Annotated in this window: 15 protein-coding genes; 3 read left to right on the forward strand and 12 right to left on the reverse strand. The window is 70.8% G+C overall.

Annotated features, from left to right (window positions below):
• The first annotated feature begins 250 nt into the window (after positions 1-250).
• The 3 genes from KZ829_RS11995 to KZ829_RS12005 are packed head-to-tail and all read left to right on the forward strand — an operon-like array spanning position 251 to position 3,139.
• The gene (locus KZ829_RS11995; protein WP_220143921.1) at positions 251-685 is read left to right on the forward strand and encodes a hypothetical protein; all 435 of its coding nucleotides are present in this window, start codon (positions 251-253) and stop codon (positions 683-685) included.
• A gap of 2 nt (positions 686-687) precedes the next feature.
• On the forward strand, positions 688-1,812 hold the full coding sequence (locus tag KZ829_RS12000) for a hypothetical protein (protein ID WP_220143922.1): 1,125 nt from the start codon (positions 688-690) through the stop codon (positions 1,810-1,812).
• 4 nt (positions 1,813-1,816) lie between these two features.
• Positions 1,817-3,139: a vWA domain-containing protein gene (locus tag KZ829_RS12005; protein WP_220143923.1), complete on the forward strand. Its 1,323-nt coding sequence runs from the start codon at positions 1,817-1,819 to the stop codon at positions 3,137-3,139.
• Here the strand turns inward: KZ829_RS12005 and KZ829_RS12010 are convergent.
• The 12 genes from KZ829_RS12010 to KZ829_RS12070 form a co-directional block, all read right to left on the reverse strand.
• A complete protein-coding gene (locus tag KZ829_RS12010) occupies positions 3,136-4,095 on the reverse strand; it encodes an ABC transporter substrate-binding protein (protein ID WP_372453857.1) in 960 nt (319 codons plus the stop codon). The two genes, KZ829_RS12005 and KZ829_RS12010, sit on opposite strands and share 4 nt — an antisense overlap.
• The gene (locus tag KZ829_RS12015) at positions 4,092-4,694 is read right to left on the reverse strand and encodes a GTP-binding protein (protein ID WP_220143924.1); all 603 of its coding nucleotides are present in this window, start codon (positions 4,692-4,694) and stop codon (positions 4,092-4,094) included. Before KZ829_RS12015 ends, KZ829_RS12010 begins: the two co-directional genes overlap by 4 nt.
• Positions 4,678-5,007, reverse strand: coding sequence for a DUF742 domain-containing protein (locus KZ829_RS12020; RefSeq protein WP_307838042.1), 330 nt, complete (start codon positions 5,005-5,007; stop codon positions 4,678-4,680). The genes KZ829_RS12015 and KZ829_RS12020 overlap by 17 nt, the downstream gene beginning before the upstream one ends.
• Before the next feature lie 71 nt (positions 5,008-5,078).
• Positions 5,079-5,504: a roadblock/LC7 domain-containing protein gene (locus KZ829_RS12025; protein WP_183219981.1), complete on the reverse strand. Its 426-nt coding sequence runs from the start codon at positions 5,502-5,504 to the stop codon at positions 5,079-5,081.
• A 47-nt stretch (positions 5,505-5,551) separates the two neighbouring features.
• Positions 5,552-7,933 (reverse strand): sensor histidine kinase, encoded by a 2,382-nt coding sequence (locus tag KZ829_RS12030; protein ID WP_220143926.1) that lies wholly within the window; start codon positions 7,931-7,933, stop codon positions 5,552-5,554.
• A 267-nt stretch (positions 7,934-8,200) separates the two neighbouring features.
• On the reverse strand, positions 8,201-8,692 hold the full coding sequence (locus KZ829_RS12035; protein ID WP_220143927.1) for a sarcosine oxidase subunit gamma: 492 nt from the start codon (positions 8,690-8,692) through the stop codon (positions 8,201-8,203).
• Entirely contained in the window at positions 8,685-11,417 is a 2,733-nt protein-coding gene (locus tag KZ829_RS42855; protein WP_246635454.1) for a 2Fe-2S iron-sulfur cluster-binding protein, read from the reverse strand. Before KZ829_RS42855 ends, KZ829_RS12035 begins: the two co-directional genes overlap by 8 nt.
• The gene (locus tag KZ829_RS12050; RefSeq protein WP_220143928.1) at positions 11,414-11,656 is read right to left on the reverse strand and encodes a sarcosine oxidase subunit delta; all 243 of its coding nucleotides are present in this window, start codon (positions 11,654-11,656) and stop codon (positions 11,414-11,416) included. Before KZ829_RS12050 ends, KZ829_RS42855 begins: the two co-directional genes overlap by 4 nt.
• Before the next feature lie 23 nt (positions 11,657-11,679).
• A complete protein-coding gene (locus KZ829_RS12055; RefSeq protein ID WP_220143929.1) occupies positions 11,680-12,897 on the reverse strand; it encodes a sarcosine oxidase subunit beta family protein in 1,218 nt (405 codons plus the stop codon).
• Positions 12,882-13,847 carry an ABC transporter substrate-binding protein gene (locus KZ829_RS12060; protein ID WP_220143930.1) on the reverse strand — a complete coding sequence of 322 codons (966 nt, stop codon included), beginning with the start codon at positions 13,845-13,847 and terminating at the stop codon, positions 12,882-12,884. Before KZ829_RS12060 ends, KZ829_RS12055 begins: the two co-directional genes overlap by 16 nt.
• Positions 13,848-13,850: 3 nt before the next feature.
• A complete protein-coding gene (locus KZ829_RS12065; protein ID WP_220143931.1) occupies positions 13,851-15,818 on the reverse strand; it encodes an ABC transporter permease subunit in 1,968 nt (655 codons plus the stop codon).
• Positions 15,818-16,855 carry a quaternary amine ABC transporter ATP-binding protein gene (locus KZ829_RS12070; RefSeq protein WP_220143932.1) on the reverse strand — a complete coding sequence of 346 codons (1,038 nt, stop codon included), beginning with the start codon at positions 16,853-16,855 and terminating at the stop codon, positions 15,818-15,820. The genes KZ829_RS12065 and KZ829_RS12070 overlap by 1 nt, the downstream gene beginning before the upstream one ends.
• Between the last annotated feature and the right edge of the window lie 14 nt (positions 16,856-16,869).

A 16,869-nucleotide genomic window follows, 5' to 3' on the forward strand; every position in this document is an offset into this window, starting at 1 on the left:
TGCGCGGGGTTTCCGACCCACCGCTGACCCGACGGCGAATGCCCGTGTTCAGCCCGCCCCGCGTCGCCGAGTGATCTCGCGGTGATCTCGGCCGGCAGAACAAATCAGCTCATGCTGCGCGGAGAAGGCTTCCGCGCTCTAGCGTTTGCGAGTTCTCGTGGATCACAGCCATAGGGAAATTCGTGAGGTCGTCTGCTACGGGGTATTCGATTTTCTGACTCCACGGCCGATCGACTGGACGATCCCGCTGATGAAGAACATCGTCATTTCATATCGTTCCTACAAGCGCACCAGGCCCTTGGTGGCCGATGGGCCGACGGACCGGGAAGGCCGTCCGGTCCCCCGTAAGGAGGCGGTGCGGGAAATCGGTTCGGCCGTCAACATGGCCAACTTCGAAGCGCTGCGGGCGGCTTTCGCCGAGAAGAAGCGGCGCGAGGAGAAGTACGAGCGCTGGGCCAAGATCGTCGCGGAGGACGATCGGTTCGGATACCTTCGCTGGCTGGTGAACGGAGCCGATTCACGCGACTGCGACGCGATTCTCGTCATCGGCGTCGCCGGGGTGGATTTCAAACGCGCTCCCCTTCTCGTCAGGCATCAACTGGTCGACTACCGCGCGATCGCGACCGAGATCGCGAAAATGTGGAGAAACGCAAACCGTCGTGACTACGGGAAGGCCGACTCGTGAAGATGGGCAGCGAGATCGAATTCGAGTGCGGGCACGCGGACCCGGAGGAGACGGACGAGTTCTCCCCCTACGAGGACGGATACGCCGTGCACGAGGCCGGGCACGTCCTGGTCCGGTACGGCGAATTCGAGACGGCGCTGAAATGCATGGAATTCGCCCTGGACCGCGGTGTCGTCCGGGCGGACGACGACGTCGTGGTGATCGAGGAGACCGTCGAACGGGCCGGGCATCCCCGCGAATCCGTCGTCGCCGTGCCGGCCGCCCGGGTGCCGACCGGCGAGGGCGGGCAACCGCTGCGGCCCCCGGCGGGCAGGTTCCGCGGCTCCACCACACTGGTCGCCGCGGCCGCTGTCCTGGGCGCCTTCCTCGTCGTCGCACAGTTCGACGCCGGGGGTGGGACGCGCGAGGAGCCGCAGCGACTCAACTCCCTGGTGCTACAGACCGCGCCTGAGGGGCAGGCTCAGCAACTGGCGGTCGTTCAGGACGGCGCCGCACGCCGGACCGAACCCGAGACACCGGCCGGCGCTCCGCCCTCGGCCGCACCGGAGACGACCGAGCCCCTGGACGAGACCGTGACGGTGCTCCGCGGGCCGAACAAGAAGGGTGGCATCAGCACCGCCTTCGTACCCCGGGAACGCGGCACGAAGAAGAACGAGGCGCGGATGCGCTGGAAGGAGGTGAAGTCCTCGCGTCTCGTCACCACCCTCCAGTCGCCCGAGGACGCCGAATGCACCTGGCAGTTCCGCGGCGGCGACGGCACCACACCCGAGTACCGCACCTCGCAGATCGCCGTCGAGCCGGGCGAGGCGCGGAAGGTCGAGGTCCCGGTGAACCGGTGGCGGGACGTGACCGCGGTGGCCGAAACCGACCGCGCCGGGGGTGACTGCTTCATGGTGGACCCGGTGTTCGAGCGCACGGGGAAGGACGACACGCCCCCGCGTCCGGTGTCGACGGTCCCGGACCGCTGGCTGGAGACGACAGCACCCACAGCGACGCCCGAACCCACGGCTACGCCCGAACCCACGGCTACGCCCGAACCCACCGAGGAGCCCGCGCCCTCAGCGGAACCGGGGACGAGCGACGGTCTACTACAGTCGGCCGGCCCAGGGGAGTCGGCGAAGGAGTAGTTCCGTGCGCGTCACCGCCCACCTCGATGTCGAGATGATCGCCATCGAGACCGAGGACCAGGTCTCCGTGATGATCGAGCTGGCCGCGCCGCCCGCGCCCGGTGACGGCGCCGAGCGGGCGCCCAGCACCCTCGTGGTGGTGCTGGACCGCAGCGGCTCGATGCGCGGCGACCGGCTCGACGGGGCGAAGAGCGCGCTGACCGCGCTCGTCGACCGCCTGGACCCCCGCGACCACTTCGGCCTGGTCGTCTTCGACGACCGGGCCGACGTGGTGGTGCCCGCCCGGCGGCTGACCGACAAGGCGGCGGCCAGACGGGCCATCGCCGGGGTGGAGGCGCGCAACAGCACCGATCTGTCCGGCGGCTACCTGCGCGGGCTCCAGGAGGCCCGCCGGGTGGCCGGGGCGGCCGGCGCCACCGTCCTGATCATCAGCGACGGGCACGCCAACGCGGGCATCACCGATCCGGAGGCGCTGGCCCGGGTGGCGGCCGAGGCGTACACGCACGGGGTCACCACGTCGACGCTCGGGTTCGGGCTGGGTTACGACGAGCGGATCATGTCGGCGCTCGCCCGGGGCGGCTCCGGCAACGAGCATTTCGCCGAGGAGCCGGACACCGCCATCGCGCTGATCGCCGGTGAGGTCCAGGCCCTGCTGGCGCAGACCGTCCAGGCCGCCTCGCTGCACGTCGCGGTGACCCCGGTGGTCAGCGGCGTGCTGGTGGTCAACGACCTGCCCGCCAACCTCGTCGACGACGGCCTGCTCATCGAGCTCGGCGGCTTCTACGCCGACGAGACCCGGAAGCTGGTGCTCACCTTCGACGTGCCGGCGGTCGCCGCGCTGGGCCTGGCCGAGATCGCGACGCTGACCTTCACCCATGTGGAGCTGCCGGCGCTGGCCCAGCACACGGTGACGGTTCCGGTGCACGTCAACGTGGTGCATGGTGACGTGGCCGCCGGCCGGGTGCCCGACCCGGTGGTCCGCACCGAGCTGGTCTACCTCCGCGCCCAGCGGGCCAAGCGACGGGCCTCCGACCTGCTCAACCAGGGCGACTCGACGGCCGCGCTGGAGGAGATCCGGCAGGCCCGGGAGGAGATCGGCAAGGCGCGGGCGGACGCTCCGGAGTCACTGGCCGCCGACCTGGCCGAGGAGGCCGCGACACTCGACTACCTGGCGCGCGAGACCGAGATGGGCTCGGCCTCGCGCGCCGGTAAGTTCCTGTCCGCCAGCTCCCGGGCCCGCCTCCAGAAGCGCGGCCGGCGCTACGACACCCCGCCGGTCCCGCCCACCGAGGAGCCGGACCAGGACGAGGACGGGAACGAGAGCTAGGGCAGCCACTTCTCCCAGACGGTGCGGTTCGCGTCGACCCACTTGCGGGCCGCGTCCTCCGCGGACAGGCCGTTCTGGGTCATGTCCTTGGCGACCCTGTTCTGGTCGTCGTTGGTCCACTTCCAGTTCTTCAGGAAGATGGCGGCCGGGCTGCCCGAGTCGACGAACTTCTTCCGGGCGATCTTGTCGAGGTCGTACGGCTGGTAGTCGCAGGCCACCGTCTCCCCGTCGGCGTCGCAGCCGGGCGTGTAGTTGGGCAGCGGCACCCGTACCAGTTTGATGTCCGACAGCAGCCACTGCGGCTCGTAGAAGTAGCCCAGCAGCGGCGTCCGGTTGGCCTGCGCCCTCCGGAACGCGGCGATGAGCTTGTCCTCGCTGCCCGCGTACACCACGGTGTAGTCGAGCTTGAGGTTCTCGATCAGCTTGTCGTCGTTGGTGACGAAGGACGGGTCACCGGCCAGGAACTGGCCCTTCTCGCCGGAGGCCTTGGTCTTGAAGAGGTCGGCGTAGCCGTTGAGCTTGCGCCAGTTCGTGATGTCCGGGTAGGTCTTGGCCATCCACGGTGGCACGTACCAGCCGATGACGCCCTTGTTGCCGGTGAGCCCGAGCTCCACGGCGACCTTCTGGCCGTCGATGTACTTCTTCTTCAGATCGTCGTGGCCCCAGTTCTCCAGGATCACGTCGATGCTGCCGTCGACCAGGCCGGCCCACGAGGCGGTCTCGCTCAGCTCCACGGTGCCGACCGTGCAGTTCAGCTCCTCCTCGAGCAGATAGCTGACCACGGCGACGTTGGCGGAGTATCCGGACCAGGGGTTGACCGCGATGTTCACGCTGCCGCAGCCGACCGGGTCGGGCAGCGCACCGGGCGGCGGCGTGATGGCCGCCTCGGTGCCGGAGCAGCCCGCCAGCGCGGCGATGCCGATGGCCGCGATGAGCCGGGAGAGTCCGCGCCTCACCGGACCGACCCCGCCCGCTCCCGGCCCGCCCGTTTGGCGAGCACCTCCTCGGTGAGCGCCACCAGGACGCTCTTCACCGACTCGCGGTCCCGCGCGTCACATTCCACCAGGGGTACGCCCTCGCTGACCCCGAGCGCGTCGCGGACCTCGGCGAGCTGGAACCGCTGGGCGCCGGTGAACCGGTTGACGCCGATGATGAACGGGATCTCGTGCTCCTCGAAGTAGTCGATGGCCGGGAACGAGTCCTCGATCCGCCGGGTGTCGACCAGCACGATCGAGCCGAGCGCCCCGTCGACCAGGTCGTCCCAGAGGAACGCGAACCGGTCCTGCCCGGGGGTGCCGAACAGGTAGAGCAGCAGGGCGTCGTCCAGGGTGATCCGGCCGAAGTCGAGGGCGACGGTGGTGGTGGTCTTGCCGGACACCGCGGAGGTGTCGTCGATGCCGATCGATCTCTCGGTCATCTCGGCCTCGGTGACCAGCGGCTCGATCTCGGAGATGGCCCCCACGAAGGTGGTCTTCCCGACGCCGAAGCCGCCGCTGATGACGATCTTGACAGCGATGGGGTGCGCTGTCGACGGCTCCCTAGAGCGCCCGGACACGGTCCCTGATCCTTTCGATCAAACTGGTGGAGAGCTCGCCGGGCTGATCCTCGACGGAGAGGTAGCCCTGCGTGATCAGGTCGGCCACGATGACGCGGACGACGCCGAGCGGCGCGCGTAGCGCCACCGACAGATCGGCGACCGACATCGGCGCCTGTGCGAGTTCGACGATGCGCCGGGACTCGAAGCGCAGCGGCGCCGACAGCGCGGCCGGTGCCGCGTGCAGCAGTGTCTCGATCCGGATTCCGTCCTGCAGCGGCTCGGTACGCCCACCGGTCAGCATGAACGGGCGGATCACCGGGTCCTCGTCCATGCCGCCCGAGTGCAGCCCGTACCCGTCGGACGGCCGGTGGGAGCCGGCGTACGGGATCCCCGACGACTCGCTCATCGCGGCAGGTGTTGCCGGGACTCTGCGATCAGGGCCGGGGTGAGCAGATCGCCGAAGCGGTCGGCGAGCAGTGAGATCTCGTAGCCGACCAGGCCCAGATCACTCTCGCTGCCGGCCACCACGCCGAGCACGCTGCCGCCGCGGATGACCGAGACCAGCAGGAAGCCCCGATGCATCTCGATCATGATGAGCTTGAGGCCGTCGAAGTCGTACCGGCGGGAGGCGCTGCGGGCCAGGCTGGCCAGGCTGGAGACGATGGCGGCCAGCTGGTCCGCCTCGGCCCGGTTCAGCCCGTCCGACCCGGCGATCAGCAACCCGTCGGAGGACACCGCCACGGCGTCGCGCACGCCGTCCGTCTGGTGGACGAAGTTGCCGAGCAGCCAATTGAATTGATGCCGGTCCGCCGAGGTGTCAACGCTCATCATTCTTCTTTCCAGGTTGCTGCCGAGGGGCCATTTCTGAGTACTCGTCATGAAAGCCCCGCCTTTTCGGCGTTGCCGCGCTGGATGCCACCGCGCAGGGCATTGAGGCGATCCCGGATCGCCTCCGGCGAATCGGCGACCGGCGCCGGCTTCTCGGCCGGGGTGGTGACCGTCTCGGCCGGGCGCGAAGGGTTGCGCTGCGTGCGGGGGATGCGCTTCTTCAGGCCATTCGCGGTACGGGGTGCACCGTCGGCGGCGGCGGCTTCGTCCTGCACCACCACGTACTCGATGGCGGTGGACCGCAGGGGCCGTGTGCCGTTCGCGACGGGTGCCGGCTCCAGCCGCAGCGGTGCGGTCGGTGCGGTCGGTGCGGTCGGCGTGGTCGGCGCCGGTGGCTCGACGGTGGCGGTGACCTGCCGCGGGATCGGAGTGATCTTACGGGCCGGCGCGGACGGCCGGGGCGCGGCGCCGACCGTGTGCGGGTCGGCCAGGATCTCGGCGGGCAGCGTGATCCGCGCCGTCACACCGGTCACCGGCGACGGCGTGAGCTGTACGTCGATGCCCATCTGGAGGGCCAGCCGGCCGACCACGTAGTGGCCCAGGAAGCGGGCCGGGGCGGTGATGAAGTCGCCGCGGCCACGCAGCCGCTCGTTGGCCCGGGCCAGGTCCGCCGGGGTCATGCCGATGCCCTGGTCGGTGATGGCGATCAGGTAGCCCTCGCCCATCCGGCGGCCGTGGATCTCCACGTCCACGTCCGGCGGGGAGAAGGCCAGGCCGTTCTCGATGAGCTCGGCCAGCATGTGCGCGATGCCGCTGACCGTGGAGCCGGTGACCATGGTGTCGTCGACCCGGCGCAGGGTGACCCGGCGGTACTCCTCGACCTCGGAGACCGCGGCCCGGATCACGTCGGAGACCTGCAACGGCTCGGAGAGCTGCCGGGGGCTGGCCGCACCGACCAGGATCAGCAGGCTCTCCGCGTTCCGCCGCATGCGGGTGGCCAGGTGGTCCAGTTCGAACAGGTTGGCCAGGCCGGCCGGGCTGGACTCCTCCCGCTCCAGCTTGGTGATGAAGCCGAGCTGGCGGCGCAGCAGGTTCTGGTTGCGCCGGCCCAGGTTGGCCAGCGACTCGGCGGTGGTGCGCCGCAGCATCGCCTGCTCGGTGGCGAGCGCGTACGCCGTGGCCTGCACCCGGTCGAAGGCGTCGGCCACCAGGCGGACCTCGGTGCTGGCGCCGCGCGGCACGAGCACCGGTGGCGGGGGAGCGGTGCTGTCGCCGGCCGCCGCCTGCTGGACCGCTTCCGGCAGCTGTGCGCTGGCCAGCAGGTTCGCCTCGGAGGCCAGGACGGCCAGCGGGCGGGCGACCGACCGGGACGCGACGGTGGCGAGCCAGACCGAACCGGCCAGGCAGAGCAGCACGGCGCCGAGCAGCACGCCCATGCGTACGGTCGCGTCGTCCTCGAGGACGGCGGCCCGCGCCGTGATGACCGACCCGATGTGGTTTTCGAGCTGGAGCATGTCGTCGAGCACCGTGGTGTGCGCGGACCACCAGGACTGCGGGTTGACCTGGAGGTACCGGTTGTCACCGGACTGGAGGGCGACCTGCTCGAAGTAGGCCGCCTCGCGGGCGGCGCCGGTGTCGAACATGTAGTCGCGGGCGGCGCGCTCGGTGCTGTTGGCGTACCGGTCGAAGGCGGCGAGCGCCGCGTCCTTCGTGGACCGCATGGTGACGAACTGGAGGAACTCGCCGGACTTGAAGCCGCTGGCCGAGAAGACACCGTTGAGGAAGGCGCGCTCCTGGGCGGTCGCCTCCTTGATGTCGCCGAGCGCCTCCAGCGCGGCCGCGCCCCGGCGCAGCTCCGGGTCGCTGGTGCCGTCCAGGTCGAAGTCGAGGTTGCCGAGGTCGGCGATCCGGGCGGTGTAGAAGGCGAAGGTGGCGGCCCGCTCGCCGGAGCCGGTGTCGGTGCCGGCCCGTACGCCGGTCAGCCCGTCCAGCTGCTGGAGCGCGGCGCCGACCCGGTCCTCCACGTCGCCGCCGTCGGAGATCAGCACCTCCAGCTGGTCGCGCCGCAGGTCGACCGCGTCGCGGGCGGGCAGCAGCTCGGCGCGGAAGCCGTCGTTGCCGCCGAGCAGCCCGGCGGTCAGGCCACGTTCGGTCTGGAGGTCCTGGACCAGCTCCTGGACGCCGAGGTCGATGGTGACCGCGCGGGTGGTGCCCGAGGCGGTGCGGTAGTTGCCGACCTCGCCGACGGCCACGATGGTGAGCAGCACCAGGGTGGTGGCCACCGGCAGGGCGAGGGTTCGCACCACACGCTGGCGGATCGTCCCACCGGCCCGTCGTGATCGCGCCCTCTCGTCGCCGGGGTGGCTGCTGGGGGCCGGCGCGCCCTGGCCCGGCTCGGACTGCTCGGCGCCCTCAGCATGGACGGACAAGCGATCAGCTCCTTTGTCGACCGCCGGTTCGGCTCGCTCACGACCGGCGTGCACGTCGATTCATTACGGTCTATCCGCAAAGTTTGTTGCGTGAAGCGGGGGGTGGCGCGACGGAATCGCGGTCGCCGGGCATGGAACTGATCTTCCGGCTACGCCGAAACAGAATCGTCGCTTCGTCCTTGATGGTCAACAGTGCGAGCCGAAATTTACGATGGCGCAACGTCACATAGCATTGACATGATCACCGATCGTGAGATGGGAGCGCTATCAGTCACCCGCTGTGAATTCCTGGGCGGCGTCGACGAGCCAGTCGGCCAGGTGTGCCGCGAAGGACGCCCGCACCAGGATCCAGAACTCCGTCTCCCGGCGCCAGATGATCACCGGCGCGTGCGCCATCGTCGTCTGCGCACAGTCACCCACCCGGAAGACGCGCGGGTGAAGGTCGATCGCGCAGCCCATGGCCAGCAGATCGAGCGCCCGCGAGCCGCCCACCGCCACGGTGGTGCGCTGAGCCGAGACGTCCACGGCGGACGGTCCCGCCGGTTCGGCGAAGGCGCCCGGCGCTCCGACGATCAACCACTCGTCCGGGCCGAGCTGGAGAACGTTCACATCGACAATTGCCGATGAGTGAGGAAGGGTGCGCACGTTGAGTTGGGTCAGGAACGGCACCTCGGCCACGGTGACCGCGCCGCCGGTCGCGGCCGCCACCGCCGCCAACCGGTCCGCGGCGCCGCCCAGAGGGGAATTCCGCTCAGCCATCTCGCCGGGTTCCTTCCGGGTCGTAGAGCACCGAACCGGTGACCGTCACCGGTGTCACGCCGTCGTCGAGGGTGGCCCACAGGGTCTGCCCGATCAGGTCACGGCCGCCGCGCACCAGCGCCAGCGCGAAGGTCCGCCCCAGGGCCGCGCTGTGGTACGACGAGGTCACGTGCCCCAGGGCGGCCGTCTCGTCCGGCCCGGTCAGCAGGTGCGAGCCCTCCGGCAGCAGCGTTCCGGCGTCCGGCAGCAGCCCGACCAGCTGCTTGCGGTCCGGGCGCGCGGTGTCCGTACGGGAGAAGGATCTGCGGCCGAGGAAATCGGCCTTCTTGCGCGACACCGCCCAGCTCAGCCCCAGATCGTGCGGGGTGACCGTGCCGTCGGTGTCCTGGCCGATGATCGGATAGCCCTTCTCGGCGCGCAGCACGTGCATGGTCTCGGTGCCGTAGGGCGTGATGCCGAGCGGCGTGCCGGCCGCCAGCAGCGCCTCCCACAGCGTGACCGCGTCCCACCAGCTCACGTTGATCTCGTAGGCCAGCTCGCCGGAGAAGCTGATCCGGCAGACCCGCGCGGTGAGGCCCGCCACCTCGGTGTCCCGCCACGTCATGAACGGGAAGCCCTCCCGGCTGACGTCGAGGGCGGGCGCCAGCATGGCGAGAACCCGGCGGGAGTCCGGGCCGACCAGCGCCACGGTGGCCCACTGCTCGGTGACCGAGGTGCAGTGCACGCGCAGTTCCGGCCACTCGGTCTGGAGCCACTCCTCCATCCAGTCGAGGACCGCCGCGGCGTTGCCGGTCGTCGTGGTGACCAGGAAACGGTCCTCCGCCAGGCGGATCACGGTGCCGTCGTCGAACACCATGCCGTCCGGGCGGCACATCACGCCGTACCGGATCGCGCCCGGCGCCAGCGTGCTGATCATGTTGGTGTACAGGCGATCCAGGAACACCGCGGCGTCCGGCCCGCCTACGTCGATCTTGCCGAGGGTGGAGGCGTCCATCATCGCCACGCCCTCGCGGGCCGCCCAGCACTCGCGCAGCACGGCGGCGGCCATGTCCTCGCCCTCGCGCGGGTAGTACCACGGCCGCCGCCACTGGCCGACGTTCTCGAAGAGCGCGCCGTTCGCCTCGTGCCAGGCGTGCAGGGCGGTCACCCGGACCGGATCGAAGCGCATGCCCCGGTTCCGGCCGGCCAGCGCCGCGAAGCTCACCGGCGTGAACGGCGGCCGGAACGTCGTGACACCCAGCGCGCCGACCTCCACACCGAGCAGTTCCGCGATCACCCCGCTGGTCAGCGTCCCGGACGTCTTGCCCTGGTCGTGCGCGGTCCCGGCGGTGGTGTAGCGCTTCACGTGCTCGGCCGAGCGCATCCCGGTCCCGGTGGCCCGGGTCAGGTCCGCCACCGTCACGTCGCGCTGGAGATCCACGAACGCGGTGGCCGGATCCCCGCCGGGCAGTGTCCAGACGGCCAGCGGCGGCGTCACCTCCGGCTCGGTGACCTCCGGCAGGACGATGTCGCCGGCTTCGAGACCGGCGGCCTCGGCGGCGCGCTTCCCGGCCGCGGCGCCTTCGGCGAGACAAACCCCCAGGCTGTACGACCCGGCGGCGGCCCCGGCGACCTCCAGCGCCTGCCGGCAGTTCCCGTCCGGCCGGAAGGCGGCCAGCCCGGGGTCGTGGACGAGCCGCCCACCGGCCTGGCTGTAGAGCGCGCCCACCGGGTTCCAGCCACCGGACACCAGCAGCAGGTCCGCCTCCAGACGGCGCTCGATCCCGTCCGGGGCCCGCAGCGTCACCGCCTCGACCCGCTCGGTCCCGGCCACCCCGGTGATCGCCCAGCCGTCCCGCAGGTCGGCGATCGCGGCGATCTCCACCCCGGCGGCGGCGAGATCACGGGCCGCGCCGTGGGCGCTGTCGTTGCCGGTCAGCACCACGGCGCGGCGGCCGGGCAGCACGCCGTACCGGTTGACATAGGTGCGCGCCGCCCCGGCCAGCATGACGCCCGGCCGGTCGTTGCCGGCGAACGCGAGGGACCGCTCGTGCGCCCCGGTGGCGAGAACCACCCGGCGCGCCCGGATCCGCCACACCCGCTCCCGGGCCCGGTGCTCCGGCAGCCCCGGCCGCCGCTGCACCGCCACCACGTAGTTGTCGTCGTAGTAGCCGAACGCCGTGGTCCGGGTCAGCAGCCGCACCTCGGGGGCGGCTTCCAACTCGGCGACCACCCGGTCCACCCAGTCCAGGTGCTCACCGGTGCCGAGCAGACTGCCGCCCGCCCGGATCTGGTCATCGACGACGACGACCCGGGCGCCCGACGACGCGGCCACCGTGGCGGCCGCCAGCCCGGCCGGCCCGGCGCCGATGACCAGGACGTCGCAGTGCGCGTACATCCCGTCGTACCGGCCCGGATCGGGGTCCGCCGCCAGCCGGCCCTGACCGCGCAGACCGCGTGCCACCAGCCCGTCGTACAGCTCGACGGTGGTGGCCGTCAGCATCGGCTCCGGGAACGGCTCCTCGATCTGGACCAGCGCGTTCGGCTCCTCCACCCCGGCCGCGAAGATGCCGCGCGGCCGCCCGGTCCGGATCCCCGACGAGACCCGGTGGACCCCGTTGGCGAGCAGCGCCGACGCGAGCGTGTCACCGGGATGCCCCTCGTACTCCCGCCCGTCGAACAGAAACGCCAGCGTGCGGCCCCGGTCGACGAGCCCGCCCGCCTCGGTACGGAACGGCTGGGTCATGCCAGCACCTCGTTCGTCACGGTGTCCCGGACCAGGCTGAACCAGCGACGGCACCCGGCACTGTGGCTCCACCGCTCCCGGAACGGGCCCTTCGGGTTCTCCCGGAAGAACAGGTACCTCGCCCACTCGGAGTCGGACAGCGCGTCCGGGTCGACCGGATAGGCCACCCCGGCCTGCCCGCCGTAGTGGAACTCGGACTCGTCACGTGGCCCGCACCAGGGACAGGGGATGAGCATCATGGTGTTCCTCGCAGCTGAGTGGCTCAGTGGGCGACCGCGGCGGCGCCGTGCTCGTCGACGAGCGCTCCGGTGACGAAGCGCTCCAGGCTGAACGGGGCGTTCAGCGGGTGGGGTACGCCGTGCGCCACCGTGTGCGCGTAGCACCAGCCCACCCCGGGAGTGGCCTTGAACCCGCCGGTGCCCCACCCGCAGTTCAGGAAGAGCCCGTCCACCGGGGACAGGCCGACGATCGGGGAGGCGTCCGGGGTGACGTCCACGATCCCGCCCCAGGTACGCAGCACGTGCGCCCGGGCGAAGAACGGGAACAGCTCCAGCGCGGCCGCCATCTGCCGCTCGATGATGTGGAAGGCGCCGCGCTGCCCGTACCCGTTCCAGGTGTCGATGCCGGCGCCCATCACCAGCTCGCCCTTGTGCGCCTGGCTCACATAGACGTGGACGGCGTTGGACATGACCACCGTCGGGTGCACCGGCTCCAGCAGCTCGGAGACGAGCGCCTGCAACGGGTGGCTCTGCAACGGCAGGTCGATCCCGGCCATCTTCGCCACCACCGAGGTGTGCCCGGCCGCGCTGAGCGCCACCCGGCCCGCCCCGATCGTGCCGCGGGTGGTGTGCACCCCGGTGACCCGGCCGCCGCTGATCCGAAGGCCGGTAACCTCGCAGTCCTGGATGAGATCCACCCCGAGGGCGTCGGCGGCCCGCGCGTACGCCCAGGCCACGTGGTCGTGCTTGGCGATGCCGGCGCGCGGCTGGTAGGTGGCGCCGTGCACCGGGTAGCGCACGTCCGGCGAGATGTTGATGATCGGGCAGATCTCGCGGACCTGCGCGGGGTCGAGCCATGCGGCGTCGATGCCGTTGAGCCGGTTGGCGTGCACCCGCCGCACGCTGTCGCGGACGTCCTGGAGGCTGTGCGCCAGATTGAGCACGCCCCGCTGGCTGAACAGGATCGGGTAGTCCAGCTCCTGTTCGAGACCCTCCCACAGCTTGAGAGAGTGCTCGTAGATCCCGGCGCTCTCGTCCCACAGGTAGTTGGACCGGATGATCGTGGTGTTGCGGGCCATGTTGCCGCCCGCCAGCCACCCCTTCTCCAGCACCGCCACGTTCGTGATCCCGTGGTTCTTCGCCAGGTAGTAGGCGGTGGCCAGGCCGTGCCCGCCGCCGCCCACGACGATCACGTCGTAGGCGGCGGCCGGCTCCGGGTTGCGCCATAGCCGTTCCGGGTGTACGGCTACCGGCCCAGCCACGCCTTCACCTTGTCCGGGTTCGCCTCGACCCACTTCTTGGCCGCGTCGGCGGCGGACATCTTGTCCTGGGCGATGTACTTGGCGACCACGTTCTGGTCGTCGTTGGTCCAGTTGAAGTTCTTCACCAGGTTGTAGGCCGGGCCGTTGGCGTCGGCGAACTTCTTGCTGACGATCTTGTCGAGGTCGTACTCGGGGTAGTCGCAGGCGACCTTCGCGGCATCCGCGTCACAACCCGCGGTGTACGCCGGCAGGCTCACCTTCTTCAGCGGCACCTCGGCCAGGAACCACTGCGGCTCGTAGAAGTAGCCGATCAGCGGCGTCTTCTTCGACTCGGCCTGCCGGAACGCGGTGATCAGCGCGGTCTCGCTGCCCGCGTACACCACCTTGTAGTCCAGCTTCAGGTTCTTGACGAGCGCCTCGTCGTTGGTGACGAACGACGGGTCGCCGTCGAGCAGTTGGCCCTTGTCACCGGACTCCGAGGTCTTGAACTGCGACGCGTACTTGTTGAGGTTCTTGTGGTCGAGGATGTCCGGGTTCTTCTCGGCCATCCACGGCGGCACGTACCAGCCGATGATGCCCTTGTTGCCGGTCGACCCGGCGGCCACCGCCACCTTCTGCTCGTCGATGTACTTCTTCTTGAGGTCGTCGTGGCCCCAGTTCTCGACGATCGCGTCCACCTCGCCGGTGGCGAAGCCCTGCCAGGAGATCTCCTCCTTGAGGTCCTTCTTCGTCACGGTGCAGCCGAGGTCCTTCTCCGCGACGTACGCGATGACCGCGGCCGTGGCCTCGTACCCGACCCACGGGTTGACGGCCAGGTTGAAGGTGCCGCAGGGGGCCGCCGCCGCGGCGGACCCCGGCGTCGTGGTCGTCTCGCCGACCTTCTCGCCGCCACAGGCGGTAAGGGCGAGCGCCGTGATCGTGGCGGCCGCCGCGATACGCGTCGATTTCATGATTCAGTGACCTTTCCGGGTGTTCGAGGGGGACGAGGCGCGGGCGATGCGGTCGAGCATGATGCCGAGCAGCACGATGGCCGCCCCGGCCGCGAGGCCCTTGCCGTACAACTGGCTCTGGGAGAAGCCGGCGACCACGTCGTAACCGAGCGCACCGGCTCCGACGAGACCGCCGACGACCACCATCGACAGCACGTAGATGAGGCCCTGGTTGGCGGCGAGCGTCAGCGACCGCCGGGCCATCGGCAGCTGCACCTTGGTGATCAGCTGCCAGGTGCTGGACCCGGCGGCGGTGGCGGCCTCGACCGTGGTGGCCGGGATGCCGCGCACGCCGTCCGCGACGATCTTGATGGCGACCGGCGCGGCGAACACCACCGCCGCGACGATCGCGGTGAACCTGGTGGCCGCGAAGAGGGCCACGAACGGCACCAGGTAGACGAACGCCGGCATGGTCTGCCCGGCGTCCAGGACCGGGCGGACGAATCGGTCGACGTGGCGGTTACGGCCCATCCACACGCCGAAGACGATCCCGAGCACCATCACCAGCAGTGTCGCCACGATCGTCATGGCCAAGGTGGTCATGGCGTCCTGCCACAGGCCGGTGCCGATCAGCAGCGCGAGGCAGGCGACGGTGACGACCGCGGCGCGCACCCCGCCGACCAGCGCGGCGAGCAGTACGGCCACCGCCGCGACCAGCCACCACGGCGACTCGGTGAGCAGCGCCTGGAGCGGGTTCAGCAGGGCGTAGGTGACCAGGTTCTTGACCGCGTCGGTGACGGCGAACAGGTGGTCCTGCGCCCACACGGTCACCGTGTCGGCGCCCCGGGAGATCGCGCCGCCGATCCGGTACGTGTCCGGGAACTCGGCGGCCCACACGTACGTGTAGGACATGTAGCAGCAGGCCGCGGTCAGGATCCCGAACAGCGCCACCAGCGGGCGGCGCAGCCGGGAGGCGGGCCCGGTCCGGCGAACCCGGTCACCGGCCGCCGTGGTGACCCGATCCAGCACGATCGCCAGCACCACGATCGCCAGGCCGGCGTTGAACGCGGTGCCCACGTCCAGCGTCTGCAACGCCTTGACCACCGACTTGCCCAGGCCGGGCGCGTCGATCAGGGCCGCGATGGTGACCATCGACAGCGCCGCCATGATCGTCTGGTTGACGCCCAGCACGATGGTGCGCTTGGACAGCGGCAGCAGCACCTTGAACAGCTTCTGCCGGCCGGTGGCGCCCAGTGACTCGGTCGCCTCGACCGCCGACGGGTGTACCGAGCGGATCCCGTGCGCGGTCAGCCGGATCGCCGGCGGCATCGCGTAGATCAGCGTGGCGATCGTCGCCGACGCCGGCCCGATCAGGAACAGCAGCGTGAGCGGGGCCAGGTAGACGAAGGTCGGCATGGTCTGCATGAAGTCGAGCGCCGGCGTGATCAGCCGGTGGAACCGGTCGGACAGCCCCGCCCAGACGCCCAGCGGGATGCCGACGAGCAGCGAGATCGCCACCGCCGCCAGGGTCAGGGCCAGCGTGTCCATGCTCTCGGTCCACAGGCCCTGCAACCCGAGGAGGACGAACCCGCCGGCGGCCGGCAGCGCTACGCGCCAGTTCCCGAAGGCCCAGGAGACGTACGCGACGAGCGCCACCACGCCCAGCCAGCCCAGCACCGGCACCGGCCGCCCGTACGACGGTTGCGCGATCAGGTCCTGGAGCAACGTGACCAGGCTGTCGATGGCCGCCCGGATCTCGTTGAAGAAGTAGAGGAACACCGGACTGCTGTTGCGGTTGGCGCCGACCGTGTCGTTGACGTCGTTGAGCCACCGGTGCAGCGGGGTCAGGTCGGCCGGGGACAGGCCGAGGGTGTGCATGCCGTGCACCGGGATCCACAGCACCACCCAGGCCAGCAGCACCGCGGCCACCAGCACCGGCCGGCCGATCCGGCGGCCGGTGGACCGTGGCGCGGCGAGGGTCGTGACAGCCATCAGACGCCGGCCTCCGCACCGGTGACGACGGTGAGGATCTGGTTGCCGGTGACGACGCCGAGCAGCTTCCCGTCCTGGACGACCCGGACCGGTGCGCTAGCCCCGAGAACGGTCCGGACCGCGTCCCGGACGATCACGTCCGGCCCGAGTTCCGGGCCGTCCAGGGCGTCGTCCGGGCGGGGCTGCCGCATCACCCGGCGCAGCGTGAGCACCTGCGCCTTCGGCACGTCCCGGACGAAGTCGCGCACGTAGTCGTCGGCCGGCGCGCCGACCAGCTCGTCGCCGGTGCCGCACTGCACGGCCGCGCCGTCCCGCATGATCAGGATCCGGTCGCCGACCCTCAGCGCCTCGGACAGGTCGTGGGTGATGAACACCATCGTCTTGCCGACCTCGCGGTGCAGCCGGCAGATCTCGGTCTGCATGTCCCGCCGGATCAGCGGGTCCAGCGCCGAGAACGGCTCGTCGAAATAGAGTACGTCCGGGTCGACGGCCAGCGCGCGGGCCAGGCCGACCCGCTGCTGCATGCCGCCGGACAGCTGGTCGGGGTAGCTGTGCTCGTACCCGTCCAGGCCGACCAGCTCGATGACCTCCCGGGCCCGGCGGTCGCGTTCGGCCCGGCCGGCGCCCCGGATCTCCAGCCCGTACGCTACGTTGTCGATGACCTGCCGGTAGGGGAGCAGCCCGAAGTTCTGGAAGACCATCGAGAACTTGTGCCGCCGCAGGTCCCGCAGCCGCCGGCGGCCGGCGTCCAGGATGTCCTCGCCCTCGAACACCACCTTCCCGGCGGTCGGTTCGACGAGCCGGGTCAGGCAGCGGACCAGCGTCGACTTGCCGGACCCGGACAGGCCCATGACCACGAACACCTCTCCCGGCGCCACGTCGAACGACACCTCCCGGACCGCGGCCGTGCAGCCGGTCCGGTCGGCGAGCTCACGCCGGGACAGCGCGGCCAGCTCGGCCGAGCGTGGCACCCGGTCCGCCTTGGGCCCGAACACCTTCCACAGGTCCCGGACCGAGATGACGGCCTCGGTGGTCATCGTGACAACTCCAA

This window comes from Actinoplanes hulinensis (assembly GCF_019429605.1).
In the GTDB taxonomy this organism is placed as follows: Bacteria; Actinomycetota; Actinomycetes; order Mycobacteriales; family Micromonosporaceae; genus Actinoplanes; species Actinoplanes campanulatus.

Excerpts from the sequence above, each read along its gene's own strand:
- KZ829_RS11995 (WP_220143921.1), top strand. The coding sequence starts at position 251 with ATGAAGAACATCGTCATTTCATATCGTTCCTACAAGCGCACCAGGCCC.
- KZ829_RS12000 (WP_220143922.1), top strand. The coding sequence starts at position 688 with ATGGGCAGCGAGATCGAATTCGAGTGCGGGCACGCGGACCCGGAGGAG.
- KZ829_RS12020 (WP_307838042.1), bottom strand. The coding sequence starts at position 5,007 with ATGGACGAGGACCCGGTGATCCGCCCGTTCATGCTGACCGGTGGGCGT.
- KZ829_RS12025 (WP_183219981.1), bottom strand. The coding sequence starts at position 5,504 with ATGAGCGTTGACACCTCGGCGGACCGGCATCAATTCAATTGGCTGCTC.
- KZ829_RS12035 (WP_220143927.1), bottom strand. The coding sequence starts at position 8,692 with ATGGCTGAGCGGAATTCCCCTCTGGGCGGCGCCGCGGACCGGTTGGCG.
- KZ829_RS42855 (WP_246635454.1), bottom strand. The coding sequence starts at position 11,417 with ATGACCCAGCCGTTCCGTACCGAGGCGGGCGGGCTCGTCGACCGGGGC.
- KZ829_RS12050 (WP_220143928.1), bottom strand. The coding sequence starts at position 11,656 with ATGATGCTCATCCCCTGTCCCTGGTGCGGGCCACGTGACGAGTCCGAG.
- KZ829_RS12060 (WP_220143930.1), bottom strand. The coding sequence starts at position 13,847 with ATGAAATCGACGCGTATCGCGGCGGCCGCCACGATCACGGCGCTCGCC.
- KZ829_RS12065 (WP_220143931.1), bottom strand. The coding sequence starts at position 15,818 with ATGGCTGTCACGACCCTCGCCGCGCCACGGTCCACCGGCCGCCGGATC.
- KZ829_RS12070 (WP_220143932.1), bottom strand. The coding sequence starts at position 16,855 with ATGACCACCGAGGCCGTCATCTCGGTCCGGGACCTGTGGAAGGTGTTC.